At 70.9% G+C, this 23262-nt stretch carries 32 protein-coding genes; 14 read left to right on the top strand and 18 right to left on the bottom strand.

Translation table 11 applies throughout. The features are described 5' to 3' along the window. Positions 1-51 precede the first annotated feature (51 nt). On the top strand, positions 52-585 hold the full coding sequence (locus ACH4XV_RS45640) for an RNA polymerase sigma factor (protein WP_395800046.1): 534 nt from the start codon (positions 52-54) through the stop codon (positions 583-585). Then, positions 582-1364, top strand: a complete 783-nt coding sequence (locus tag ACH4XV_RS45635) for a hypothetical protein (RefSeq protein WP_395800044.1) — start codon at positions 582-584, stop codon at positions 1362-1364. Before ACH4XV_RS45640 ends, ACH4XV_RS45635 begins: the two co-directional genes overlap by 4 nt. A 133-nt stretch (positions 1365-1497) precedes the next feature. Here ACH4XV_RS45635 and ACH4XV_RS45630 read toward each other — a convergent pair whose 3' ends face one another. Genes ACH4XV_RS45630 through ACH4XV_RS45620 form a run of 3 tightly spaced genes read right to left on the bottom strand, consistent with a single transcriptional unit; the run spans position 1498 to position 3520 of the window. Then, a complete protein-coding gene (locus ACH4XV_RS45630; RefSeq protein WP_395800042.1) occupies positions 1498-2289 on the bottom strand; it encodes a hypothetical protein in 792 nt (263 codons plus the stop codon). A 2-nt stretch (positions 2290-2291) separates the two neighbouring features. Further along, positions 2292-3305 (bottom strand): hypothetical protein, encoded by a 1014-nt coding sequence (locus ACH4XV_RS45625; protein ID WP_395800040.1) that lies wholly within the window; start codon positions 3303-3305, stop codon positions 2292-2294. Next, a complete protein-coding gene (locus ACH4XV_RS45620; RefSeq protein ID WP_395800038.1) occupies positions 3305-3520 on the bottom strand; it encodes a hypothetical protein in 216 nt (71 codons plus the stop codon). The genes ACH4XV_RS45625 and ACH4XV_RS45620 overlap by 1 nt, the downstream gene beginning before the upstream one ends. 205 nt (positions 3521-3725) lie before the next feature. Between ACH4XV_RS45620 and ACH4XV_RS45615 the strand changes: the two genes are divergently transcribed. Then, positions 3726-5030: a helix-turn-helix domain-containing protein gene (locus ACH4XV_RS45615; RefSeq protein WP_395800036.1), complete on the top strand. Its 1305-nt coding sequence runs from the start codon at positions 3726-3728 to the stop codon at positions 5028-5030. 375 nt (positions 5031-5405) lie between these two features. Here ACH4XV_RS45615 and ACH4XV_RS45610 read toward each other — a convergent pair whose 3' ends face one another. After that, entirely contained in the window at positions 5406-6329 is a 924-nt protein-coding gene (locus ACH4XV_RS45610; RefSeq protein WP_395800034.1) for a hypothetical protein, read from the bottom strand. A gap of 186 nt (positions 6330-6515) precedes the next feature. Between ACH4XV_RS45610 and ACH4XV_RS45605 the strand changes: the two genes are divergently transcribed. Then, positions 6516-6899, top strand: a complete 384-nt coding sequence (locus ACH4XV_RS45605) for a hypothetical protein (protein ID WP_395800033.1) — start codon at positions 6516-6518, stop codon at positions 6897-6899. 651 nt (positions 6900-7550) lie between these two features. On the opposite strand, the gene ACH4XV_RS45600 is transcribed toward ACH4XV_RS45605, so the two are convergent. The 4 genes from ACH4XV_RS45600 to ACH4XV_RS45585 all read right to left on the bottom strand — a co-directional run bounded on the left by ACH4XV_RS45600 (position 7551) and on the right by ACH4XV_RS45585 (position 9473). Then, positions 7551-8027: a hypothetical protein gene (locus ACH4XV_RS45600; protein ID WP_395800031.1), complete on the bottom strand. Its 477-nt coding sequence runs from the start codon at positions 8025-8027 to the stop codon at positions 7551-7553. Between the two features lie 175 nt (positions 8028-8202). After that, positions 8203-8757 (bottom strand): hypothetical protein, encoded by a 555-nt coding sequence (locus ACH4XV_RS45595; RefSeq protein WP_395800029.1) that lies wholly within the window; start codon positions 8755-8757, stop codon positions 8203-8205. Positions 8758-8975: 218 nt separating this feature from the next. Then, complete coding sequence (locus tag ACH4XV_RS45590; protein WP_395800027.1) at positions 8976-9182, bottom strand: hypothetical protein; 207 nt, start codon at positions 9180-9182, stop codon at positions 8976-8978. A 57-nt stretch (positions 9183-9239) separates the two neighbouring features. Next, positions 9240-9473: an RICIN domain-containing protein gene (locus tag ACH4XV_RS45585; protein WP_395800025.1), complete on the bottom strand. Its 234-nt coding sequence runs from the start codon at positions 9471-9473 to the stop codon at positions 9240-9242. On the opposite strand from ACH4XV_RS45585, the gene ACH4XV_RS45580 reads away from it, so the two are divergent. Together ACH4XV_RS45580 and ACH4XV_RS45575 are read left to right on the top strand one after the other, a co-directional pair. Further along, entirely contained in the window at positions 9472-9849 is a 378-nt protein-coding gene (locus ACH4XV_RS45580) for a hypothetical protein (protein ID WP_395800023.1), read from the top strand. The two genes, ACH4XV_RS45585 and ACH4XV_RS45580, sit on opposite strands and share 2 nt — an antisense overlap. A 341-nt stretch (positions 9850-10190) precedes the next feature. Next, entirely contained in the window at positions 10191-10625 is a 435-nt protein-coding gene (locus tag ACH4XV_RS45575; protein WP_395800021.1) for a hypothetical protein, read from the top strand. Between the two features lie 180 nt (positions 10626-10805). Here ACH4XV_RS45575 and ACH4XV_RS45570 read toward each other — a convergent pair whose 3' ends face one another. Further along, the gene (locus ACH4XV_RS45570) at positions 10806-11198 is read right to left on the bottom strand and encodes a 3'-5' exonuclease (protein ID WP_395800019.1); all 393 of its coding nucleotides are present in this window, start codon (positions 11196-11198) and stop codon (positions 10806-10808) included. A 145-nt stretch (positions 11199-11343) separates the two neighbouring features. On the opposite strand from ACH4XV_RS45570, the gene ACH4XV_RS45565 reads away from it, so the two are divergent. Both ACH4XV_RS45565 and ACH4XV_RS45560 read left to right on the top strand, forming a co-directional pair. Further along, a complete protein-coding gene (locus tag ACH4XV_RS45565) occupies positions 11344-11709 on the top strand; it encodes a hypothetical protein (protein ID WP_395800017.1) in 366 nt (121 codons plus the stop codon). Positions 11710-11805: 96 nt separating this feature from the next. Then, positions 11806-12525, top strand: coding sequence for a hypothetical protein (locus ACH4XV_RS45560; protein WP_395800015.1), 720 nt, complete (start codon positions 11806-11808; stop codon positions 12523-12525). Positions 12526-12717: 192 nt separating this feature from the next. Here the strand turns inward: ACH4XV_RS45560 and ACH4XV_RS45555 are convergent, their stop codons facing one another. Further along, the gene (locus ACH4XV_RS45555; RefSeq protein ID WP_395800013.1) at positions 12718-13002 is read right to left on the bottom strand and encodes a hypothetical protein; all 285 of its coding nucleotides are present in this window, start codon (positions 13000-13002) and stop codon (positions 12718-12720) included. Positions 13003-13114: 112 nt separating this feature from the next. On the opposite strand from ACH4XV_RS45555, the gene ACH4XV_RS45550 reads away from it, so the two are divergent. After that, the gene (locus ACH4XV_RS45550) at positions 13115-13639 is read left to right on the top strand and encodes a DUF6283 family protein (RefSeq protein WP_395800011.1); all 525 of its coding nucleotides are present in this window, start codon (positions 13115-13117) and stop codon (positions 13637-13639) included. A 478-nt stretch (positions 13640-14117) separates the two neighbouring features. On the opposite strand, the gene ACH4XV_RS45545 is transcribed toward ACH4XV_RS45550, so the two are convergent. The 6 genes from ACH4XV_RS45545 to ACH4XV_RS45520 form a co-directional block, all read right to left on the bottom strand. Further along, complete coding sequence (locus tag ACH4XV_RS45545; RefSeq protein WP_395800095.1) at positions 14118-14681, bottom strand: DUF4190 domain-containing protein; 564 nt, start codon at positions 14679-14681, stop codon at positions 14118-14120. Positions 14682-15010: 329 nt separating this feature from the next. After that, positions 15011-15340: a hypothetical protein gene (locus ACH4XV_RS45540; protein WP_395800009.1), complete on the bottom strand. Its 330-nt coding sequence runs from the start codon at positions 15338-15340 to the stop codon at positions 15011-15013. Between the two features lie 186 nt (positions 15341-15526). Further along, positions 15527-15997 (bottom strand): hypothetical protein, encoded by a 471-nt coding sequence (locus tag ACH4XV_RS45535; protein WP_395800007.1) that lies wholly within the window; start codon positions 15995-15997, stop codon positions 15527-15529. A gap of 55 nt (positions 15998-16052) precedes the next feature. After that, positions 16053-17072 carry a hypothetical protein gene (locus ACH4XV_RS45530; protein ID WP_395800005.1) on the bottom strand — a complete coding sequence of 340 codons (1020 nt, stop codon included), beginning with the start codon at positions 17070-17072 and terminating at the stop codon, positions 16053-16055. 630 nt (positions 17073-17702) lie between these two features. Then, a complete protein-coding gene (gene mihF, locus ACH4XV_RS45525; protein WP_395800003.1) occupies positions 17703-18017 on the bottom strand; it encodes an integration host factor, actinobacterial type in 315 nt (104 codons plus the stop codon). Positions 18018-18146: 129 nt separating this feature from the next. Beyond that, the gene (locus ACH4XV_RS45520; RefSeq protein WP_395800001.1) at positions 18147-18368 is read right to left on the bottom strand and encodes a hypothetical protein; all 222 of its coding nucleotides are present in this window, start codon (positions 18366-18368) and stop codon (positions 18147-18149) included. 450 nt (positions 18369-18818) lie between these two features. On the opposite strand from ACH4XV_RS45520, the gene ACH4XV_RS45515 reads away from it, so the two are divergent. The 3 genes from ACH4XV_RS45515 to ACH4XV_RS45505 all read left to right on the top strand — a co-directional run bounded on the left by ACH4XV_RS45515 (position 18819) and on the right by ACH4XV_RS45505 (position 20307). Further along, the gene (locus tag ACH4XV_RS45515) at positions 18819-19280 is read left to right on the top strand and encodes a DUF2199 domain-containing protein (RefSeq protein WP_395800093.1); all 462 of its coding nucleotides are present in this window, start codon (positions 18819-18821) and stop codon (positions 19278-19280) included. Positions 19281-19318: 38 nt separating this feature from the next. Further along, on the top strand, positions 19319-19729 hold the full coding sequence (locus ACH4XV_RS45510; protein WP_395799999.1) for a hypothetical protein: 411 nt from the start codon (positions 19319-19321) through the stop codon (positions 19727-19729). Between the two features lie 119 nt (positions 19730-19848). Next, entirely contained in the window at positions 19849-20307 is a 459-nt protein-coding gene (locus tag ACH4XV_RS45505) for a DUF4279 domain-containing protein (RefSeq protein ID WP_395799997.1), read from the top strand. A gap of 561 nt (positions 20308-20868) precedes the next feature. Here the strand turns inward: ACH4XV_RS45505 and ACH4XV_RS45500 are convergent. Both ACH4XV_RS45500 and ACH4XV_RS45495 read right to left on the bottom strand, forming a co-directional pair. After that, positions 20869-21207 carry a hypothetical protein gene (locus ACH4XV_RS45500; RefSeq protein WP_395799995.1) on the bottom strand — a complete coding sequence of 113 codons (339 nt, stop codon included), beginning with the start codon at positions 21205-21207 and terminating at the stop codon, positions 20869-20871. A 257-nt stretch (positions 21208-21464) separates the two neighbouring features. After that, positions 21465-21659, bottom strand: coding sequence for a hypothetical protein (locus tag ACH4XV_RS45495; protein WP_395799993.1), 195 nt, complete (start codon positions 21657-21659; stop codon positions 21465-21467). A gap of 93 nt (positions 21660-21752) precedes the next feature. On the opposite strand from ACH4XV_RS45495, the gene ACH4XV_RS45490 reads away from it, so the two are divergent. Together ACH4XV_RS45490 and ACH4XV_RS45485 are read left to right on the top strand one after the other, a co-directional pair. Beyond that, on the top strand, positions 21753-22190 hold the full coding sequence (locus ACH4XV_RS45490) for an ATP-binding protein (RefSeq protein ID WP_395799991.1): 438 nt from the start codon (positions 21753-21755) through the stop codon (positions 22188-22190). A 507-nt stretch (positions 22191-22697) separates the two neighbouring features. After that, positions 22698-23189: a hypothetical protein gene (locus ACH4XV_RS45485; RefSeq protein WP_395799989.1), complete on the top strand. Its 492-nt coding sequence runs from the start codon at positions 22698-22700 to the stop codon at positions 23187-23189. The last annotated feature ends 73 nt before the right edge of the window (positions 23190-23262 follow it).

Below are 23262 nucleotides of genomic sequence, written 5' to 3'. Positions count from 1 at the left end.
GGATCCCGGGAGGGCGCTCTTCCCCTCGGAGGCGGATGGGATCGCGACGAAGTGACGACCGGGCACGACGACAGAAGCGCCTGCCTGGACTTCGTCGTGCGGGAACAACCCTTCGTTATCAGGTTCCTGCTGCGTCTGGGTGCTTCGGCGGCGGACGCCGAGGACGCCGCCCAGGAGGCGACCATCCAGGCGTGGCGCCTGGCGGAGAGCGGCTTTTGGGGGGACGTCCACGAGCCTCGGGGCTGGATCCGCAAGGTCGCCCTGCGGCACCTGAACCGTCCTCGGGGCAGACGCCGCAGCGTCGTGGAGATCCCGATGGTGGACATTCCCGAACCGCGTGCGGCCTCGGCCGAGGGCCCCGAATTCACAGCGGAGACCGTATCGATCGTGGCGACGTTGTCGGGTCTGCCGCAGCAGGAGGGGATCGCCGTGGCCCTGAAGATGGACGGTCTGACCTCGGCCGAGACGGGAGCGTTCCTGGGCGTGAGCGACCAACGGGCCAGGGACCTGCTCAAGCGGGCCCGCAAACGCCTGCGTCGGCAATTCGCCTCCCAGGACGGCACGGACGACGGGAGGACCTCGTGACCATCGACACCCACGGGCTCGACGACGACACCCTCGACACCCTGCTGGCGCGCGCGGACGCCGAACTCCTTGCGTACGCGCGTTCACGCGTCGATCCCACCACCGTCCTGCTCGCCCTCCTGGACGAGACACCGAACATCGCGAAAGCCGATCGCGAGGACACGGCCCGACCCCTGCCCACGTGGGCCGAGGCGCTCGAGGACCGCCGCGTCGCCTCCCGGCTGAAGAAACTGGTCGACACGTACCTCACGCGACTGGAGGACCTGGAGAGGAGATGCGACGCCGAGACGGACGTCGAGCGGGCCCTGGGGGAATGCGCCGGCGAACTCGACGCCCTGTGGACCCTCGCCCTGCGGCTGGACGTTCCCCACGGCGAGGCGGACCTTCACGACATCCTCGCCTGGTCGCGGGACCTGTTCGCCGACCTGACAACACCTCGACCGGAGACACCCACGGCCCGCCCCGTCGGGGAGGACACCGCCCCGTCCGTGTCGAGAGCGGACTTCGACCGGCTGCACAGCGCCGCCTACATGGCGATGAGCACGACCGAACGACGGATGTACCTCATGCTGCGGGAGACCGTGGACGTCTCCGACGCGGACCTGTCCGCGATGGTGTTCCCGGACCTGGAGGTCCTGGAGAACGTCGTGTGGACCGACGGCACCCGATGGCATCCCGCCGCCCGCGACGTCGTCCGCGAGTGCTCCCACGCCATCGGCGAAGGCGTCTACCGCATCCACACCGAAGGCCTTCGAGACCGCGACCGCGCATGCGTGTGACACCCGCCCGTCCGTCCGCAGGGATTCGAGAATCCGCGCATCACGGTGGTCCGGGCCGGCTTCGCGCCTGGCGGGAGTGGACGGTTCCACGGGTGTCCACGGAGCGGGTCCGCGTGTCCCGCTCAGTGGGGTCCTACGTTGTGGCGTGTGCGATGAGGGCCTCGAGTTCCGGGGCGGGCCATGGGCGGGCGTCGGCGAGGGGGACGCGGTGTCGGCCGGTGGCGATGTCCTCGAGGAGGTCGTCGAGGGTGACATCGGGCCCGACGTCGCGGGTGGTTTCGGGGGTGGTTCCGGTCCAGGCCCAGCGCAGGGCTGCGGCGAGGGCGTGGCGTTCGTCCGCGGGGGTGAGACGGATGTGGACCTCGGGTGGGGTCTGCAGGAGTCGGCGGGCGACGCCGGGTGTGGTGGCGTGGTCCATGCCGCCCCGGTAGGGGCCCGCCGGGGGCAACAGAGTGGGGTGGTGGGTGTATTCGTGGTCGACGAACACGGGCTGGTCGCCGGGGCCGATCAGGATGTTCCAGGGTTGCAGGTCGCCGTGGCGCCATCCCGCGGCATGGAGGTCGTCGAGTCCGCCGAACGCGCGGTGGGCGATCGTGGTCAGGCGAGGCGCGAAGTCGGGAGGCGGGTCGGGGACACGGCCCGGGGCGCACCACTGCCACAGGTCGACTCCGGGCAGGAACTCCACCGCGGTCCAGACCCCTTCGCCGACGCGCCCGTGTTCGGCGTCGGCGGGATGCAGACCCCGGGGGTGCAGCAGCCGCACGGCCCGGGCCTCGTGCAGGAGCAGGGCCGCGGCCTTCGGGTCGGTCGTGGTCTTGATCTTCCAGCGGCCGGCCCGCCAGGCGTCGGTGTGGTGCGTGGTCAGGGGGCGGGGCTCGTCGGTGATGTCGAGGGCTCTGAGAGCGGCGGCGAGCAGCGGGTCCATCGTCACATCCTCGCGCGCACGGGCCCCGCACGGTGTCGGATGGCGGTGGTTGCGCGGGTGGGGTGGGTGGGGTGGGTGGGGTGGGTGGGGTGGGTGGGGTGGGTGAGGAGGCGGGCGATCTCGGTGGAGATCGGCAGGCCGGTCAGGGCTTCGATCCAGCCGAACTCGCCCGCGCAGTTGGTCTCCAGGTAGGTCCAGCCGTCGGCGGTGACGACGAAGTCCAGCGCGGCGTAGACCAGGCCGAGCTCGCGCACGTGTTCCACGCAGGCGCGTTCGACGTCGACGGGTGGCGTGATCGCGGCGTGGCGGCAGTCGGCGACGGGGGCGGTGCGCCAATCGAGGGCGCCGTCGGTGGTGATCGACGCGGCGAACACCCGGTCGCCGACGACCGTCACCCGGGCGTCGAACAGGCGGTCCTCGACGAGGGCCTGGAGGTAGTGGACAGTGCCGATGATCGCGTCGAGGTCGTCGCACGCGCGCAGGCGGGTGGTGGGGATCAGGGTGGTGTGGCGTTGGGTCAGGGCCTTGACCACGACCTTGTCGTCGTGGTCGGCCACGAACGCCCGGGCCGCGTGCGGGTCGCAGGCGAACAGGGTGTCCGGTACACGCAGTCCGCAGCGTGCGGCGGAGGCAAGCTGGGTGGGTTTGTGCTCGGACGCGTCGACCGCGAGGGGGTCGTTGATCCACCGGACGGGATGGGCGCGGAGCAGGCCCAGGAGTGCGGTGGTGTTCTCGTCGGCTCGCCATCGTTCGTCCGCGTCGGTGTGGGATTCGGGGCGGGTGGGTTTGCGCCAGTACACCGAGGTGGTGGGTCCGACGGTCACGGTCCGCCGGCCGTCGTCGATCGTGGTGGTCCAGGTGCCGGCGGCGAATCGGCCGCCGGCGGTGACGGTTTCGCGCAGGCGGCCGGGGTCCAGGCGAACGAACGCGTCGGGGCCGAGGCGCCTGACAACCAGGTCGGCGGTGAGGTCGTCCTCGGCCGCGACGACGATCACGCGGGCTTCACGATGGGGCATTACTTCGGGTCGTCCTTGCGGCGCACGCCGCCCTGGTCCTGGGTGCTGGTGTAGTTCGCCACCGTCGCCGGATCGGCCGCCTCCACCAGCAGGCGGCCGTCCGCGACGACGTTCGCGCCGACCAGCGGGTCGTAGCGGTGCTCCGGCAACGGCAGCGAACGGCCGGTCGGGGCGGGAATCGGGAGTCGGCGGGTCAGGAGCAGCGGAGTTGTCACGGGGAAGTCCTTTCATGTGGGTTCGGATCGCATTGTGGTGTGGTGCGAATCGTGGTGCGTTTCCAGGAGATCGCGTCGGGGCGGGGGTGGGAAGGCGGTGTGCGGGGTGTGCATGCGGTGTGCGTGTTGTGCACATGGCGTCGACGCTGGGTGATTCGCCGGCTACGGTGGGAGCGGACATCGTCTGCGCGCCCAGGGGGTCGTGATGGTCGAGTTCCGTCCGCCGTGGGACGCACCGCGAGTGCGGGTCCTGGCCGCGCGTGGTGATGTCGGTGGCCTGGTGCGTCTCGGACGCCTGGCGCGGAACTGGCGGCAGCGCGACCTGGGTTCGATCGTCGGCTACTCCGCCTCGACCGTCTCGCGCCTGGAATCGGGCGCGCGTTCGGGCCGGGACGTGGCGGTGTTGCGCAGGTTGGCCGCCGCGGTGGACATGCCCGTCGGGGTGCTGGGCGCGGCACTGGGCGTGAGCGCACCGCTACCGGCTAGGGTGGGCCGGACCGCCGCGCGGCGGGACGAGGAGGACGATCCGATGCGCCGACGCCGCCTGCTGACCGCCTCCCTCGCCGCCGTCCCCGCCACGATGCTCGGCGGGATCGACCAGGCGCTCGCGTCCATCCCCACCCGCTCCTCCCCCACCACCGGGAACGATGTACTCGCCCTGTTGGCGCGGGCTCGCGGGTGGTACGACGGCGGCGATCACGCCCGACTGGTCGCGGGGTTGCCGAAGTTGCTCGCGGCCGGCCACACACACGCCGACACCACGGGCAACGCGGCAGCGTTCGCGCGCCTGGCCGCATGCTACGACCTCACCACCGAAACCCTCTCCAAGATCGGCCGGTACCAGCGGGCAAGGACCGCGGCCGACCGGGCGACGGTGTACGCCCACCAGTCCGGCTCACCGCTCGCCGCCGCATCCTCTGCGCGGATGCTCGCCGTCGTTTTGCGCCACCAGGGGCAGGAGGCCACCGCCCAGCGCGTGACGCTGGACGCGGCCGCGCGCGTGGAGGCCACCGGGTTGAGCACCCCGGAACAGGCCGCCGCCTACGCGCAGATGCTGTGCACCGCCGCCTACACCTGCGCCGGAGCCGGGGACCGGGCGAACGCGCTGGAGTTGATGGCCGACGCGAAACGGGCGGTGCTGCGGGTACCGGACGGGCCGCAGGCCCGGACGGTGTTCACCGTGACCCCGGCGTCGGTGGGGCTGTATGAGGTCGGGGTGCTGTACTCCCTCGGCGACGCCGGCGCCGCCCTGCACGCCGGACGCGACCTCCACCCCGGGCAGTTCCCCACCCCCGAGCGACGCGGACGCCTGCACACCGACTTCGCCCGCGCCTGGTGGCAACTCCGCAAACCCGAACAGACCGCCACAGCACTCGCCGCCGCCCACCACGAAGCACCCGGCGAAGTCCGCGACCGACCCACCATCCGCCACATCGTCACCGAACTCGCCGAACGACACCCCCACGCCATCGGCGTCCGAGACCTCCTCACCACCACCGGGATCCGTTGACGAAACCGACCACCCCCACCCGCTGGTGATCGCTTGGAACGCGCGGCTGGTCCGATCAAGGTGGCGACCGCTGGACGCCGATTTCGTCATGGGGCGCGGGGGTGACGGCCCGGGTCCGGCAAGGTTGTCTCCCCGCGTAATGTGTGCCCGGACACGGGACCGGCCGAGAGACCCGGCCCGAGTGGACCGGCCTGCGACTGCTCCGGCCTTCGCCCACCCCGACGTCGCGGCGCGCCGGTGTCCCGGGGTCCCGGCTCGCAGAACGGCGTCGGCACGGTGGGCGGTCGGCACGGTGATGGTCCCGCCCTCTCGGGGCAGGACGATCTCAAGACCCGTGAGCCCGACGCCGCACGTGGCCGGGCCATGTCGGCGCGCTCAGGACCCGAAGGACCGAGGGCACGCGGTGCCCGCCCGTGCCGGGCCGACGAGGTAGCGGATGCCCTGATTGTCGGCGGGATTGGTCCGGAGACTGTTCCCGAACACCGTCGCCGCCCTCTTCGTGTCGCCGAGCCTCCACCACGTCGACCCGAGGCCGTGCAGGGCCCGGTGGAACGGCCGGTTGTCCAACTCGCTCCAGGCCAGGACTCCGTCGAACGCCGGCGGCAGGGACAACTCGGCGACGGCCACGGCGCTCTGGTAAAACCCCAGGGCCTCGGACAACGCGGCCTCGTCGGCTTCGGCACGGTCGAAAGCGTCACTGCCGAGGTGTGCCCAGCAGTCGAGTTGCCGAGGATCCTCGCGCACGGCCGCGAGCAGCGCGGCGCGGTAGGCCCGCTCGTCCCCGGTGGACTCGCGCAGGTCCAGCGCGCGGTCGACGGGCGGCGGACCCTCGCCGACGTACGGGTCGGGCATCCGGTACGACGGCCGCGTCCCCGCCTCGCGCACGGCCCGCCACCACCCCCACGACGGCATGCCCCCCATGTCGGGTGCCGTGGAGGGGCGGGCACCCCACCCGCATTCCGAACGCGGATCGTAGTCCCGCCCGTCCGGGCGCGCCGGGGTGATCCCGGCGTGGTGGATGCGTTCGAGGACGCGGCGGGTGTCGCACCGCGCGTACCGGTCGGTGATCTCGGACAGGTACACGTACCGGCGGCCCCGGGCACTTGGCGGCCCGTCCGGCGGCGGGAGCGTGCGTCGCAGGCCGTCGAGCAGGGCCGACAGGACCTCCTCGGCCCGGTCGCCGGTCAACGGCCACGACACTCCGAACAGGCGGGGCACCTCATGCACGGGATACCAGAGCGAGGCCTCGTCCAGGCCACTGCGCCGGGCCAACATCGCGCGCAGCTCGTTCTCGCCCACCGAAGTCCCCACCGCCACCACGCACTCCCCGCTCGTTCACGGCACGCAGTCGAGCACACCGTGTCCGGAGCGTAACCGGCACCTGCCCACCGGACCTTGCCTTCGGGGAAGAGTGGTCCGTACGGGGTCGGGGATTTCTCGTCACCGGTTCGCTTCGTGTTCGCGAGTCGGGCGGGAGAATGGACCATGCCCCAACTCTTCGGATATCTCGGCCCGTCCCCCGTCTGCGCGGACGGCCGTCACGCGTTGACCGGGCCCGAACAAGGCGCGGTGTTCGTGGACCCGGCGCCGACCGAGGAGGACCTCGTCGAACTCGCCGCCCGTCACGGCCTGGACAAGGTGGAGCGCCTGCCCCCATTCCGATTTCGCCTGTGTACGGCGGTCTACCTCGACGGTCCGATGGCCGGCCAAGCGAACCCCTACACCACCGACGAGCTCGGCTCGCTCAATACGTTCGCCACCGCAGGCCACATCCACACCGGGGTCTACGAGCTGGTCGCACTCCCCGACGGGGACCGGCCCGGACAGCTCCGACTCGTCGAACTCGACGGCCGGCCCGTGACCTCGTGACAACACCGGCGGACCTCCGCACCGGTCGTGGCAGACATGGTCGAGCCATGTGCGCGGTGGCGCGGCGCCGTGGCGCGGTGGTCGGTGGTGACCCGGTGGGAAGGTCTACGGAAGGTGTGGCTCGACGGTCGCGCTGATCCCGCCGGGTCGGGGTGCTCGGGAAGGGCACTCACCCGGGGCGCAGGAGCCATCGGCACCCGCCTGGACCGGTAGCCCGGGACCACGACGTCCGCGCGTGTGCCCTTCGCGGGCCGGCCGTGCGGATCCCGCGGGTCGGGTTCGAGGTATCGCCGCTCGAGAAGGGCGCGTTGGTCGTTGGGCAGACGCACCATCACCCCGTACGGCGGGTGGGTGTCCACGACCGCCGGGACGACGCTGCCGCGCCTGTAGGGGATCACCCGTCGATTCTCGCGGACACCGCGCACCGCCGCGCCCAATCGTGGATCGCCCACGTTCGTCTCGGCAGCCGGCCGGACGAGGTCGCCGAGTGTCTGTGCGGGGTGGAAGACCGGCCGGCAACTCACGTACCCGTTGATTCCGGATTGTGTGCGCCGACCCGACCACGGGTCCGATCGTCAACACGCCACCGGCTGCTGGTCCGCACCGAATCGCAATGGCCGGCAGCAACCCGGGTGCCAGGGCAGCCGAGGCCTATCGAGCAGTCATCTGGGTCATGGACATGATGCGCTCGTTGCCCATCGCGCTCTCCACTCCGATAGACAACAGTCGTCCGTCCTCGAAGTTCTCACGAACGCCGATGGCGAAGGAAGCGACACTGGAAGTGTCATCTTCGAGCTTGAGGTCGTCTCGGACCCGGCCGTCTTCGGCCGCGAGGGTAAGGGACAAGCCATCCTCGGCCATGTAAAGGAGGGTGTACTCCGTGTGGGTCACGACCAGTGCCACGACCGACTGATCGACAGGCAAGGTCACTTCGAACCGCTGAGGGTCGAAAAGGCCGACCGCGATGACAGTGCGCACCTCCCCAACGTCAACACCGACGGACTCGTCGATGGCGACGATCACACACACGTGGCCCTCCAGCAGTACGTGATCGCCTTCGCACAACCGCGAAGCATCGACGAGGTAAGTCCGCTCATCCTCTGCGTTGACGTCGTTGACATCGCTCATCGGAACCCCCGTTGCGTTCGACCCGATCCGCGGGCTTGCGGCACTCCACCACAGTATCCGTGGGAAACGATCTCACGCCTGCCGGGAAATCGGACAAGCGTTCCCGCCAACGCCGCTGCTGGACGTCACTCGTCAACGCCCCCAATCCCGCTGAGACGACACAACCTCGGGAGTCTCATCCCATCCGCCACTCGTACGTCGACAACGGCCCCAACGACGGATCCCCGGCCGTCGCCGCCCACTCGCGGGCCACGAACACCGGCCGGGTCAGCAGTACGTCACCGGTCCGCTCGACCCTCATCACGACGCCGAACTCCTCGAGCGCCAGACCCTCCGGCGAGTAGCGGAAGTCCACGACACCGTGCGACGTCGCGTGGACCCTGAGCCGCTCCTCCACCACGGAGGGCACACCACCGACGAGATCCACGCCCTCCCAGGTGACCTGCGGGCCGCGCCGGGCGCTGATCGCGACCCCACACACGCGCCCGGCGTCTCCGTAGTGGGCGGTCACCTGGGTCTCCGGCCACAGGTCCCCCTGCGGTGCCACCTGCCAGAAATTCGCGCAACGACCGATTCGTTGCGAGCCCGCCGGCCCGATCGCCGCCACGACCTGCTCGTGGTCCATGCCGAAGCGCAACGGCCCCACCCTCACGAACGGCACGAAATCCCAGCGCACACGGTCGGTTTCCTCCATCGCGATCCCCCAGGGACCGTCCCTCAACGTCGACATGCCATCCCGTCCCTCGACAACCACACCGGAAGCCGCCCTCCCGGGTCGCACGGTTGTAGCACCTCGAAGCGACACCGGCCGGAGCACCCGTCGCGCGCCGCCGCGGCCCGGGCGTACCGCGATCACGGCGCACCGGGAGCATCGAGGACACGAGTTCCCATCCGGAACCGACCGGCGTGGGCGGGCCGGACGGACGTCGTGCAGGCGGCGTACCGCGTTCACCGCCCTGGAACGCGGCACGCCCGGCAACCGGTCGGGATCAGCCGGTAGACACCCGGCACGTCGGGGAGCGGCGGGAAGCTCGGGCGCGCGCTCCGGTCCAGGACGATCGCACCGCGAACCTCCCAGGAGAAGCACACGTGCGTTCGCCCCGGCTCCCCGTGCGGGTACGGGCTGTTCGGCGTGCCGGCGGCGTTCGTCGTCATGGAGCGACACCTTCTCCCGAAAGCTCGTCGTTCGGCGCTCCGGTCACCGCCGGGTGGTCAGTCCGTTCGGATGAGGAAGCGCTGGTCGGCTGCTTCGGTACAGGGTTCTTCGATCGCTTCGGCACCTGCGGTGGTGTCGTTGTCGAGGATGCCGATGCACCGGCTGCCGTGGTCCGGGCGAAGGCGGAAAGCCCCGTCGCTGTCGGCGGCGATGGGTTCCAGGCGGAACACGGTACCCTGCGTGCAGTCCTTGCGTGGTTCGAGCATGCCCTTGATCTCGTCGGCGCCCATGACCGTGTCGCCGTGGGCCGTCGCGGGCGGCGACCGCCACGACGAGGCCGTCATGGGCCCGCTGCTGCCCGGACTGTGGACCCACTGGAACGACGAACCCGAAGAGACCGGCGTGCGATCACGGCTGTGGGTCGGCGACGACGCCGGGACATCGTGGGCGAGCGTCGACTACGACGGACACCAACTCGACACCTTCCACGTCCGCCAACACGGACCCCGCCGCGCCTGGGACGAGGTCGAGACAGCGTGGGGATGGTGGAACGAGCACGGACGTCCCGCCTTCGACACCTTCGGCCTCGACGTCCACCCCGACGGGAAACAACGCGTGTGGTGCGACAAGACACCCGGCGCGGCCTGGGCGGTACCCCGACACTGACCGCATCCTGCCCAAGCACGTGCGGGGGTCGTCGGTACGAGGGGCACTCGACCCGGCAGGCATCGATTCCCAGGGTGCGCACCGGGGCGCGGGACACCACCGCGGCACGGTCGCCCCAGCCCGCTCGACAGCACCGACCGTCGCCCCGAAGTCGTCCTCGCGCCGGGCCGGCGCGGACCGGTCGTCTTGCGCCGGCGGTGTACACCCGCGACCGGCGGAAACAGCAGGACCCGCTGCGGTGGAAACCTCCGATTCGTGCGGCACGCCGACCATGCCCCACCCTGGCCGGGACCGGAACCCGCCCGGATGAGGCTCCCGGGGAGCACCTATACGCTGAGGCGATGACCGGGTTCGACAACACCGACCGACGGCAACTCGCCCTGATGTTGCACGAATACGCCGAACACGTCCTGGACGAGGTGGCCATACTGCGGGTGCGGACGAAATACGGGGACGTGTACCTCGAGATGTTCCGTACGTTCCCCCCGGGCACCACCGACGGCTACTTCCACTCGATCGACCCTCTGCTGCCCCCGCTCGGCGCGCGGGAGAACCGCTTCACACCCGCCCACGAGATCCGACTCGCCGTCCTGCTCCACGCGTACGCCGAACACGAACTCGACCAGTGGACCGCGCTCGAGACACGCACCACCCGAGGTCCGGTCTACATCGGCATCACCAACTCAACTCCCTACAGCGGAACCCACGACGACGCCCGGCCGCTCGACCACCTCCTCCCCACACCGGCCACCGACAACCGAAGCGACGCCCGCTGAACCCGCGGAAACCACCGGCGGCCCCTGCGAGACCATCGAGGGACGGGCCCATCCGACCGGGCGCAGGTCCGATGTCGGGACGAGGACCCCGGCGCACGACCGGGGCCGTCCCCGGCGTCGGGTCGAAGCCCTCCGTCCTCGGCCGCGCCGGGGGCGCGTCGGTGCCGTTGGGGACGGTCGTCAGATAATTCCGGGCGGGTCTTTGAGCATGTCGTTGAGGAATCGGGTTCGGCCGTCGGAGTGCCTGGTCCCGAAGCGGGTGTAGTGGTGTTCGCCGGTGAGCAGGACGATCTCGTGTTGGGCACGGGTGACCGCGACGTAGAACATGTGTCGGGCGGCCTGGAGGGCTCGCGGGCTTTGCTTGTCGTGGTAGTTGGGGACGACACCGTCCATGAGGCACGGCAGGATGACAACGGAGAATTCTCGGCCTTTGGCGTTGTGGTAGGTCGTGAAGGTCACACGGCCCGGGATGCGTCCGCCGGCCAGTTCGGCCATGGTGAGTCCCGCTTCGCACAGATCGGCGATTGCCGTGAAGGTGTGGACGTCGAGGTCGTGGGGGCTGTCGTGTGCCACGGTCTCGAGGTGGATGGCGGTGGCGAGCGACGTGAAGAATCCCTTGGCGTCGGCGCCGGGTTCTTCCCGATCCGGAGCGTCGAGGACCTCCAGGAGGAGGCGGGCCGTCGTGCGTGGGTTCTCCTCGGAGAGGAGGTGGCCCGCTTTGACGCGTTTGCGAGCCTCCCCGGCGCTGGGCGCGCGTCGGGCGCGCGCTGCGGGGTCGACGGACGAGCGGCGGAGGTTCGGCGTGGCGGGTGTGTGGGACGTGGTGGAGGAGTCGCGGCGCGCGGTGTGGTCGTTCACGCCGTTCGAGCACGTGGGCCCGCTGAGGTTCGGCATGACCCACGAGCGGGCGGCGGCCGCGCTCGACGGGGTCCTGGAGACCATCGGATCGCGTGGGGACGGCACCGGATGGGTCTCGCGGGCCAGCTTGTGGCCCGTCCACTACGGCGCGGGGGCGGGGGTGCATCTGTACTACGACCGGGCGATCGGCTTGGCCGACGGCGAACTCCTCGCCACGATGTATTGAACCCCCGTGGCGCACCAAGCGGATGTGCGCGACGGGGTGGGTTGCGAGTGCGCAACGACCGCGGATGCGGGCGCGGTTGCGGGCCACGATGGGTGCATGTCTTCGCGTCCCGATACGCGGCCGATGGGTGGTTGCCTGTTGTGGCTCGGCCGGTTCGTCCTGGCCGTGATCATCCTGGCCGTCGTGACCGTCCTCGGCGGGCTGTACGCGTGCCAACGGCAGTTCGCGGCTGACGAGAGAGAGCGGGAGGCACACGAGAGGCATCGCGCGGAGGAGCGGCGTGCCCGGATGGAGGCGGAGGTGCCTTTCCGGGCCTTCGGCCGGCCGGCGAATGCGGAGTTCGAACGCTTCGTCTTCGACCGGTGTTGGCGCGACACCACGCCCCGGATGAAGCCGCAGGCGGGCATGATGGGCGTGACATGCACGTCCATGGTCGTGTACTTCTACGGTGCGGACGATCCCACCACGGCGACGGCCGAGTTCGAGCGCGAGGCGCGCAGGCTCGGGCTGGCGCCGGGCACGGCGACCTGGGCGCGGCCACAACCGGTTCCGGACCTGCGCCCCCCGGACCCGACGCCACCGCCGGGCGCAGACGAGCAATACGGCCCGCTCGCAGGGAGCGGGAGCAGCCTGTATGCCAAGCCCGTGCGTTGGCAACACGCCTACACCGAGCACCCGTTCGTCGTCCGCGCATCCGTGACGATCCACTACCGGGCCGAACGCACCAGGCCGAAGCCCACCCCGCCGCACACCCCGATGTTCCCCCAACCACCCGCGACCTGCGCAGGCGGCAACCGCCCGTGGAGCTGCCCGTGACCCGCGACGGCCTCTGCCGCGCCCACCCATCCGGCCCGGCATGTCGGCGCCCGAACTTCGTGGACCGTCCCAGCGAGGCGCCTCCCGGGGGCGCCGCGGATCACCCGGGCCGCGAAGCCGCCGCCGACGGCGCGGGATGCGCTGAACCCGTGGGCCGTCGCCGAGGGCGAGGACCTCCGAGGGCGCCATGGCTCAGCCCGGGAGCGGCCAGACCGTGACGTGGACCAGGATGCCCTTGCCGGTGGGGAAACGAACGGTGTCGATACGGGCGACACGATTGTTGTCGGTGCGCACGCACAACACGCTGTCGCGCCCGGCCCGATCGGCCGCGGCCGTGCCCTGGGTACCCGGGAGGTCGCGACAACCGCGCTCGTCCGGCATCTGCCCCGGCGCCACCACGGCGAGGTTCGTGCTGTTCGACGCGACGAAAACCTCATGGATCGAGGTGGCGTCCGGTTGGTGACCACGCGCTGCCATCCGAGGCCGTGACCCTGCCGGCTCCTCGGCGGGACCCGACCGTACGCCGCATGCCATCGTAATCCCGGCTCGCACCCGCACCCGCACCCGTCACAGAGGACAACGGCCGAACATGTCGCATTCGTACACGCACCCGACCCCCGAACCCGACGACACCGGGCGTGGTGTCTCGCCCACCCACGGCCCGCCCGCGCCGCGTCCCTGCGACACCTGCCCGTATCGGCGCGACGTACCTTCGGGCATCTGGGCGCCCGAGCAGTACGCCAAGCTCCCTCCGTACGATGCGCCGACGCCCGCTCAGCCGGCGGCACTGTGGCAATGCCACGTGATCGACCGCGACGCGCCGGGCGCCCGCGTCTGTGCCGGGTGGGTGGGCTGCCACGGCGGTGACGACCTCCTGGCGCTGCGATTGGCCCTGCTCGACGGTCGCATCGACGCCGACACCCGATGGGCGGCGATCGAGTACACGTCCCCGGTGCCGCTCTTCGGCTCCGGCGCGGAAGCCGCGGCACACGGCCTGGCGGACATCGATCTCCCCGGCGCGGCGGCCCGCGCGGCGATCGACAAGATCACGCGGACGCGACGCCCGCCCCGAACCGCGCTCTCGCGGGAACAGCCCGATTCGGCTCGGGCGTGAACGTCGGCTGCACTATGCCGATCGATCGGCAGGTGACCGGTCCCCCCTCGACAGTGCTGCCCGAGGACCTTTGCCGGTCCGGCGCGTCGTGGGGGTCAGCCGCCTTGGCCGGCGCTGCCGATGGGGCCGACGTCGATCTCCTCGACCTGCCACACCACACGACCCTCGCGAACCCCGGCCCGAACGAGGCGGGATCCACCTCCGGTGCCCCCGACGTCCGGAGTCACTGTCGCTGCGTGGGAACTCGGCGCCGTGACCGGCGCCCGCCCGGCCTCGTCGTCGTGCCCGGTACACCCGGTCGCCGCGCTCGCCGCGAGCAACACACCTGCCAGGAAGCCGCGTTCGCGACGCCTCATGCACACCCCCGTGTCGATGCTCCGGGCGACCCTATCGCCGCACGACCGCCGTCACGAACCCCTCACCCGATTCGACGAACGCACGGCGACGCCACCACACCCGGCCGAACGTCGCCTCGTACTCAACGTTCGGACGGGGGCGTCAAACGCAGTCCGCTGTCGCGGGCGTAGCAGGCGATGGTGTGCCCGCCCGCGGCCCACTGCTGCGGATCGGGAAGGAGGTAGTGCACGTCGCCGGGGCGCGGGGCGACGCCGGAGGAGGGGATGAACTCGCGCGCCAGAGCGACGCATCGAGTGCCGGCCACGGCGTTCAGGGACTCGGCATCGACGGTGGGCGCCTGGGAGTCGAGGGTGAACACCGCGTAGATCTCGCCGGTGTGCACGCGGGTGCAGGCGACGGTGTGGACGGCGTCGAGTCGGGTCGGTGGTGTGCCGGTGGGGTCGTCGGCGGCGAAGCAGTCGCCCTTGCCGGGAATCGCGGCGGGTGCCTCGCGGGCGGGTTCGTCGTCGTCGCGCAGGCCCGTCACGATCAGGACGACGACGAACAGCACGACCAGCGCGGAGTTCATCACGATGCCGACCCAGGCGAGCCACCGGCCGCGTTCGCGGGTGTGCTTGATGCGTTGGAGGGCAACGACCCCCAGGGCCAGCCCGACGGGCAGGAACGAACAGAAGAACCCGACGATGGGGCGAGGACGGCGAGCAGGTTGTACGGCGGTTTCGGCGCGACGTCACCCGCCGGGGGTAACGGCGATTCGGTGTCGGGCGGGCTGCTCGGGGTACCCATGGGGTTTTTCCTGTGCGTGAGTGTTCGGCGGAACCTGGCACTGTGTAGGGCGCGGATCCGACGAACGCAGCGGATTTCCCGCCTCCGGGCAGCGGTTGTCGATGCCACGGTCACCGTGACCGGGGTCAAGGGGTTCAAGTTCACCAAGGCACCCGAGGATTGTCGCCGCCACCCGTACCCACGCCGCACAGCAAGCTCTCGACTGATCCACCGCCCACAACCGGACGACTACCGGGCATCGACGTGCCCGATTCCGACCGCCAAAGCGGCCATCTCCCGCAAGCGCTCGTAGTACTCGATCGCGCCGGCCTCGTCATCGATCGACGGCAGGACCTTCTCGACGGCCGCGAGACACACGAGCAGGAGTCCTTGCCTCTGCTCGTCAAGGGGGCCCGAAAGCAACGAGGAGACACAACCGGCGATGTCCGCGTCCAGCAGCACCATGTCGAACAGTCTGCCTTCGTGCTCGAACTCCCGGCCGCGAACATGGGGTGGGAACGACGCGCGCAGGTGCTCGTCCCACAGCCGCGAAAGCAGGCCCGGCTCCGATGCGTCCATGTTCGAGATCATGCCTCACCGACCCGGCACTGCGAGCGCGGATGGGGAACCCTCACGGGAGCATGCGGCGCGCGTCCGGAAGGGGACGCGGACGGTCGCGGACGACCCCGGACAATCGCGGTCGAGGTGCTCGGTGGACGTATTCCCCGGCGCCGCCCGCGGCGGCTCACCCGTCGTGCCCTGCGCTCAATCGTCGGCGCGGGGCGGCGGGGATGTGCCGCCGGCGCGCCACACGTGCCGGAGGTGGTCGGTGAGCGTGTCGACGACGTCGCGGCCGACGCGGCAGGCCAGGACGAAGTCGACGTCGGCGTAGCCGTTCTCGACTCCGTCCTCGGTGTTGAAGACGACGCTCGACACGTGTGCGGGGAGTTGTGGAAGGAACCAGGTGGTCCACGCCTCGGCGGCGGCGCGGGCGTCGCAGATGCGGATGCCCAGCGACGGCGGACGCGGGGTGTAGGAGCCCTGGAACAGCCACGGTCCGATGGGGAACCACACCTCGAGGAGAGGCTCTCCGCGAAAGCCCTCCCCGGCCCTCCAGCGGGCGTCGGATCGTTGTTCGAGGGAGGCGATGACCCGCTCGACGGCAAGGTCCCATGGTTGGTCCGGGGCCGGGGCGAAATACCAGGGGGTGGCGTAGCCGGCGGGGTCCGTCGTCACGGGGTCGTCCTTCCGGATTCGGCCGAGGCGCGAGCGTGGCGGCCGGTATTCGCGTCTAGGTTCCGGTGGCGTCGAGCGGGTGTGATTGGGCCAGTCCGCCGGTGAGGACGGTGGCCGGCGCGTCGGGTGCGGCGGGGACCCGGATCAGGACGCAGGCGAGGAATGTTTCCTTGACGGTGGTGAAGGGCCCGCTCCGGCCCAGGAACGCGATGGTCGTGGGGGCGGTGGCGGTCAGATGTGCCTCGGGTATCAGGGCCTTGGCCTCGATCGTCTTGTCCAGGACGCAGGGGACCAGGCGGTCGCCGGTGGCGGTCCGGAACGTCTGCCGGGCCACGGGGCGGGCGGTGACGGTGGTGGTCTGCGACATCCGCTCATCCCGGTGGGCATCGTCCTCGATCCGCTTGCGCAGGTCGGTGGTGTAACTACCCGGCGCGAGGCGGGCCTCGACCGCGCCGCGCCCGGCGGGCACCGACATTGCGGCGGCGTATCGCCCGCACACCGCCGCGGCATCGCCCGCGGTCGTGGTGCGCGCGGAGCCGGAGGCGTCGCGGGCCACGTCGTCGAGCGTGGGGCGAGCCAGGCGTTCGGGGCTCGCGGTGGCCGGTGGGTCGCCCACCCGGGCGTGGGCGGTGAACACGGCCTTCCACGGCGCGCCGGGCGTGTCCTGGACGAAGTGGACGACGGCCTTGTCCTCGCTGTCGGCACCGGTGGCGGCAATGGCGACGAACGTGCGGGGATGGCCGCTCGCCCGGGGGATCCAGAACTGCGGGTCGAGGTGGGTGAACGGCTTGTACGGTTCCCGGTCCGGGCGTGCCCGGTCGGCGCGGTACCCCGCCAGGGATGCCTCCAGCAGTTCGCCGCCCTCGACCCCGGCGAGGCGGTCGCCGTCGAGTGTCGCGTTCGCCGTGTTGTTCTCGGTGTCGTAGCGCTCCAGGACCTGGCGGGCCTCGGCCTCGGAGATCACCGCGGGATCGGGTACCGGCGTCACGATCGACGCGCTGGGCACGGACGGCTTGCCCGACCCGCCCCCCGAGGAGCGCCCCGGCGCGGCCCCGACCGATGCCAGAGCGATCACCGCCGTACCCATTCGTCTCGCCCGACTGTGCATCCGTTCCCCCGAACTCCCGTCCGTCACCGACGAATCCACACTCTCACGCGCCCCCGACCACGCGGACGCGCAGGCCCCAGGGGGCGGGCGGAGGGGTGGGGCGGATCGGATCAAGAGCGCGAACCGTCGGGGAACGTCGACCCCGCACGGCGTGTCCCTCACGGCGCCTCGGCCTCGGCCACGCGCAGGTTCCCGATCGGCGGGGCCGGCGTGGCGTACCGCGCGGGCGACCGGAATCGTCGGGCTCGGCACGCGGGACGGGATATCGCGGGCTGCGGAGCGCTCGAAGGCCCTCTCCGCTCTTCCGGCCCGGGCGCGTTCGCGCCGGGCCCAGGGACGAGTCGGGCACGCCGGAGTCGGATCGATCGGATCGAGCCGCCCGATTCCCGGGCCGCTCGGGCGGCGGGCAGCATGGCCGTCGCCCTGATCGCCTCGGCCCACGAGGGGTGGCCGGCGCGTCGGGCGGTGTGTTCGCGTTCGCGGACGGCCAGGGGCGCCCTCGGCGTTTGTTGCGGGCGCGTGGCAGGTCGTCGGTGTCGACGTCGAGGGGTTCGTCGGAGCCGTCGAAGTGGGGCGTCGGCACCCCGCGTCCGCTGGTCACGCCCGAGGCGCGAAGCGCTCCAGGAGCCGCTCGCGCTGTTGGACGCCCAGGCCGCGGACTCGGCGGTTCCCGGAGATCCCCAACTCGACGAGAAGTTCGGCGGCGCGTGCCTTCCCGATGGCCGGGAGGGATTCGAGCAGGGCCCGGACCGGCATCTTGCCCACGGCGAGGGTGTCGGTGGCCAACACCTCGCCCAGTGACAGCCGACCGCTCTTGAGCGCCGCCTTCACCGCGGCTCGTTCCCTGCGGACGGCGGCGGCCTTGGCGAGCGCGGCGCTGCGCTCTTCGGGACTGATCGTCGGCACGGCCATCGGGTACTCCTCGCGTCGTCCATCCGGAACGGGCCCATCATGGTCGATGCCACCGACGACGCCCGGCACGGCCGTCCGCGCCGAACCTTGCGGCCACGCACGCGACTCGGCGCGAGCGTCGGCCCCGTCCTACTTCCTCGACGTGGCGGTCGCCACCAGACAGGCCACGTCCGGCCGGGCACACATCGCCGCGATGTCGGAGGCGCTCGGGGGCGGCGACGTCGGGGAATCCGCGACCGCCGGCCGCTCCCCCGGGGCGGCCGGCGAACCCTCGTCGAGCACACGCGTCGCCGACCACGCCGCCACCACGACGAACACGTAGACCACGACGTGCTTCCGGTACCGACGCATGGCTCCCCCGTGGATGCGAACGGCAACACCGTAACCAGCGCCTCCGACACCGGCGTTCGCCGACGCACAGGGGTTCGCGATTCGGCGGGACCCGAGCGATGGTTCAGAGAAGCATGTGTCAGATGCTCACTCCTGCGGCCAGACCCCGCCCAGCGACCACGGCTGCCGGGGATCCGTGACAACCTGCCGGCCCGGATCGCCGAAGCCGACCGGGAGGGCCGGCTCGGTGAGATCGAGGGCCCCAGGTCAGCCTCGCCGGGGCCAACAACAAGATCACACAGATCGACCAGGCATGTGTGCGGAAGCCGGTGGACCTGGGCATGCCGATCATCGGCCGACCCGCGAGCCCACCGTGAATCAGGGGCGAAGGCGATCATTAGGCTCCGTCCCATGGCCACTGACCTGGGATTCACCTGCTCGTGCTGCGGCGAGCGGCACGCCGAACCGGCGATGAACTACTCGGCTGCAGCTCCCTACGTCTGGGACCCGAGCTTCGCCGACGCCCCCGACTGCCTGCTGTCGTCGGACCAGTGCGTCATCAACGGGCAGCACTACTTCGTGAAGGGACTGGTCGAAATACCGGTGATCGGCAGCGACGAGGTGTTCTCCTGGGGCGTCTGGGCCTCCCTCAGCCGCGAGAGCTTCGCCCGCATGGCGGACCTGTGGGACACCCCGGGACGGGAGGCCGAGACCCCGTACTTCGGCTGGCTGAGCACCGATCTGCCGCTCTACTCACCGAGCACGGTCAACCTGAAGACGCACGTCCACAGCCGCCCGGTCGGCGACCGCCCGTTCATCGAACTCGAACCCACCGACCACCCCCTCGCCGTCGAGCAACGCACCGGTATCACCCCGGACCGCGTGCGCGAGATCGCCGAAAGCATCCTGCACCCCACCGGCGGCAACTCGTGACCGGCACGAACGAGGGTCAGACGAAGCCTCTCGAGGAGATGAGCGATCGCGAGTACTTCGCCTGCGTCGGCCACCGCCCCGGAATGTTCATGGGCAAGGCCTCTTTCCACACGATCACCGCGTTCCTGAACGGCTACGACCAAAGCGCCGCCCGACACGGCGGACAAGGTCTCGCCGGCTGGTCGGAGTGGCTCATCGCCCGCCGAGGCCGCGACTGCAACCACGCCTGGCCGGGCCAGGTCCTGCACATCGCGCTCCCGCACGGCTGGGACACGTACTGGGACCTGCCGCCCGACGACGACAAGCACGCGATCGAGGTCCTCTTTGAACTCCTCGACGAGTTCGCAGCCGAACGCGAGGCGGCTGACGACGGGTGCGAGGCCGACGAAATCACTGGAGCGGGCATCACAGCCGACACTCTGCGGCGGACGAGCGGAGGAACGGCATGACCGACGTGCCGGTGCCCGGACCCGAACCGGACTGGCAGCCTGCAACATCCCGCCCGACGCCAGGCAGCAGTCGAGGAAATACTCAGGCGGCAGTGGGCCTGCGTCGGTAATCTCCGCGGGTGTCGTTGACTCAGTACGTCTACTTTGCGATCGCCAGCGTGGGCACCACCGCCGACGAGATCACCCAGCTGCTTGGCGTGGAACCGGACGAGGTCACGGTACGGGGAAGCCTGACGACCTCACCTCCCATCACCCCGTTCTGTCACTGCTGGAAGATTCGCTGCTGCGAGCCCGGCCTGTCCGTCGACGAGCAGATCCACCAGGTCATCGGCAGGCTCCGACCCCGCATGGAGGCGCTCACCGATCTGACAACCCGTCTCGCAACCGAGGAAGGCCCCGGCGGCACGATTCTCCAGGTCGAACGCTTCTTCAACCGGCATGACGAGAAGCCCTCCAGCTCGGTGGACGACACGAACCTCTTCGGCTGGCGCCTGGACCGCGCGGTGGTGGACTTCCTCGCCGCAACCGGCGCGGATCTGGACGTCGGCGAATACGACATGACGCCCAGCGACGACTGACCCCGCCTTTTCAAACCGGGGCCACGGCTACGTGTCGTCGGGAGCCCCTCGACCCGCATCCCGAGACGGCACCGCATGAGTGCGATTGGGGGAGATCACCTCCACTCTCAGAAGAATCCTCCAGGCTCCGCTCCAAACGGGTCATGTCCGCAGGATTCGCGGCGTCGTGGCAGAAGTCGGTCCACGGCACGATCCGGGTTCCGGACGGGTCGGGGGACGCGGACGGTGAAGCGGGCGACGGTGCACTGCGGCGGGCGCAGCGGGCTGGGGTCTCCTGACGAGCTCGCGACGGATTTCGCGGACGGCGGGAGGGCCATGTCGAGGTGCGCGTCGATGGTTTCCTTGCCGAGCGTGCTGTCGAGGTGGAGGGATCGGCGGATGAATCGGCCCACGGTCTTGGGGGCCGGGTCCGGCCGCGTGCGGGCGTCCGGGCAGATCTCGCTCAGGAGTCCTGCGGTGTGGTCCGGTTTTCGTTGGACGTACCGACCGCAGGTGTCGTCCCGGCCTCGCTGATCCTGTGGCTCCGCAAACCACAACCATGATCGTTTTGTCGGACAGGCCCTAGATCAACCCCAGCCCGGGAAGCTGAAGCGCCAGGCCCGAAAGCAGCACCGGCACCCCGATCGCGAACCGCCACCGCCGCAGACACGCGGCCGACGCGAACCCGACGAGCGTCACCACGAAGCTGAGCCCGCAGATCCCGAGCGTCCACCGGAAGTCACGTCGATACCGGGCCCGACACGCGGCGTCATCACAGACCCCCGACCCGTCCGCGACACCGTAGAGCGCCATCAGATCCGCCATCGCCATCACCACGAACACCCCGAGCATCGCGACCCCGGCCAGCGCGGCCAGGAACCCATGCATCCCACCGCGCGGCGTCGAAACCCTCTTCTCCATGCCGAACACGCTACGAGCCCGCCCCACCCCGGGGCGTCCGCACACATACTCAGCCGAGTACTCACATGACGCCGCAGGCCCGGCCGCCCGCGGCCGAGCCCCCACGTGCGGCGCGATCCGCCACCCGGCCACTTCGGGCGGACGCCCCCGAGAAGCGCCGGAGGATGCGAGCGCACACATGGCGGGACCGCACCGGGTCGGTGTCCTCCTCAAAGCGGCCGGAGCCCGCGCTGTGCCCTCGTCCGCCGCTGTGGGTCCTACGTCGAGGATGTGCCGTGGCTCGGGGAGATATCGAACGCGTCGCGGACGTGTTCCCGGAACGGGCCGATCGGCGCAGGCCAAAGGCCGTCGGGGTGCAACCGTGAGGGCGCGGAGGGGTGTTGCGCCTCCCAGTCGATGATCCGGCGCTGCAGCAGCGCCAGGTGGGCGAGGCTCCCCGCATATTGGGCCATGAGTTCGCACTTCCCCGGTTCTCGGGTCGTGGCCCGGAACTTGGGGTCAGACTGGGTCGGGTTCGGGGGGTGTCGATCGGGAGGGCGCGTCGCGTGGGGACGGAAGCCGAGGCCGGTGTCGATGTGGTGCCCGGGTGGGGCACGGCAACCACCGTCGGGCTGTCGGAGGTCGGGGAGGCAGTGCGGGAGGCGGTCGCGACACCGGCCGTGCTGTGCGTCACCGGGGTGCCGGGGGTCGGCAAGACCGCCGTCGTCGCCGCCGCGCTGGGCGAGGCGCGGGGTGAACGGGGCCGGGACACGGCGTGGTTGACGTTTCGTTCCCGCCCGACGATGGCGGGCGTGCGGGAGGCGTTGTGGGGGCGATTGTGGCCGGGACGGGTGGCCCCGCGGTCGCGGATCGACTTCGAACACGGCGTCACCCGCGCGTTCGAGCGCACCCCGCGCACCGTCGTCGTCGACCACGCCGACATCCTGCCGAGGGACGCGTTGGAGTATTTCGCGGCCCTGGCCGAGGACTCGACTTCGCCCTGATCGTCGTCGGCTCCCCCGCCTGGGGCGCGGCGCTGCCGAAACGGGCGCCGAACCTGCACTCCCACACGTATCGTCGTGTGCGGTTGGAGCCTTTGACGGACGCCGAGGCGGTCACGGTGGTCCCGGGCCTGCACCCGTTGTGGGCGGACACCACCGCCCGCGAGATCACCGGCCTGTCGAGGATGGTGTCCCCGGGACGGATCCGTGCGCCGGTCGTGACGTCGAAGAGGTGGCGGTCGGGTTCGGCCGGGTCGTGCGGCTCGCCCGGGAGACGGATTCCGGGTCAGGGACGTCGGTTCCGCACGGAGGTGCTGGGAGAGCCGGAATCCGTCTCCCGGAAGAGGCTTACGTCACGAGTCGACGCATGGGCCGTCCGTCCACCGCCCGAGCAACCCACATCGAAGCGGCTGCGTGTCCGCGCCCGGACGGCGGCCCGGGCGAAGGAACCCCGGACCGCTCCACAAGGAATCCTTGTCAAGGAAATCTTCATTGTCGTAGCGTGGTGAAATGACCACACAGGGCGAGAAGGCAGGGTCGGCCGCGACCGACCGTCTCGGCGGCGACCATCCCTCCGCGCGGATCATCACCCGCCACCGGGAGGAGATCGAGCGGCATGTCCGGCGCGCTCTCGACATGAACGCCGAGCCGTACCTGGCGATCACGCACGTCGTCGGTCATTCCCTCGCCGCGGCACCGATCGGCGACCTGAGTCGCCTGGCCGTCGAGGACGTCGCCGACGCCCTCGAGGCCTTGCCGGCGGCCCGCGTCTGGTGGGAGCACTGCGAGGCCGAGTTGCTGCGCGCCGCCCGCACTCCCGCCGCCGACGGCAAACCGCGCATGACCTGGCGTGAGATCGGCGAACGCCTGGGCATCACCGAACAGGGCGCCCAGGACCTCTACCGCCGTCGCGTCGGCAAGACCGCCGCCACCCGCCTGCGCAACCCCCCACCGCAGGGCCCCGTTCACGCCCGACCCGACGACCGCGCCCCCGGAGCGTGAGACCGCCCGCCGACCACCCGCCCCGACCGCGCCCCTCGTTTCGAACGGTCCGATCGCCCCCTGCGGAGACCCC

The sequence above is a fragment of the Embleya sp. NPDC020630 genome, assembly GCF_044334985.1.
In the GTDB taxonomy this organism is placed as follows: Bacteria; Actinomycetota; Actinomycetes; order Streptomycetales; family Streptomycetaceae; genus Embleya.
Note: the sequence above shows the minus strand (reverse complement) of the source record. Positions and strands in the feature narration are given on the sequence as shown.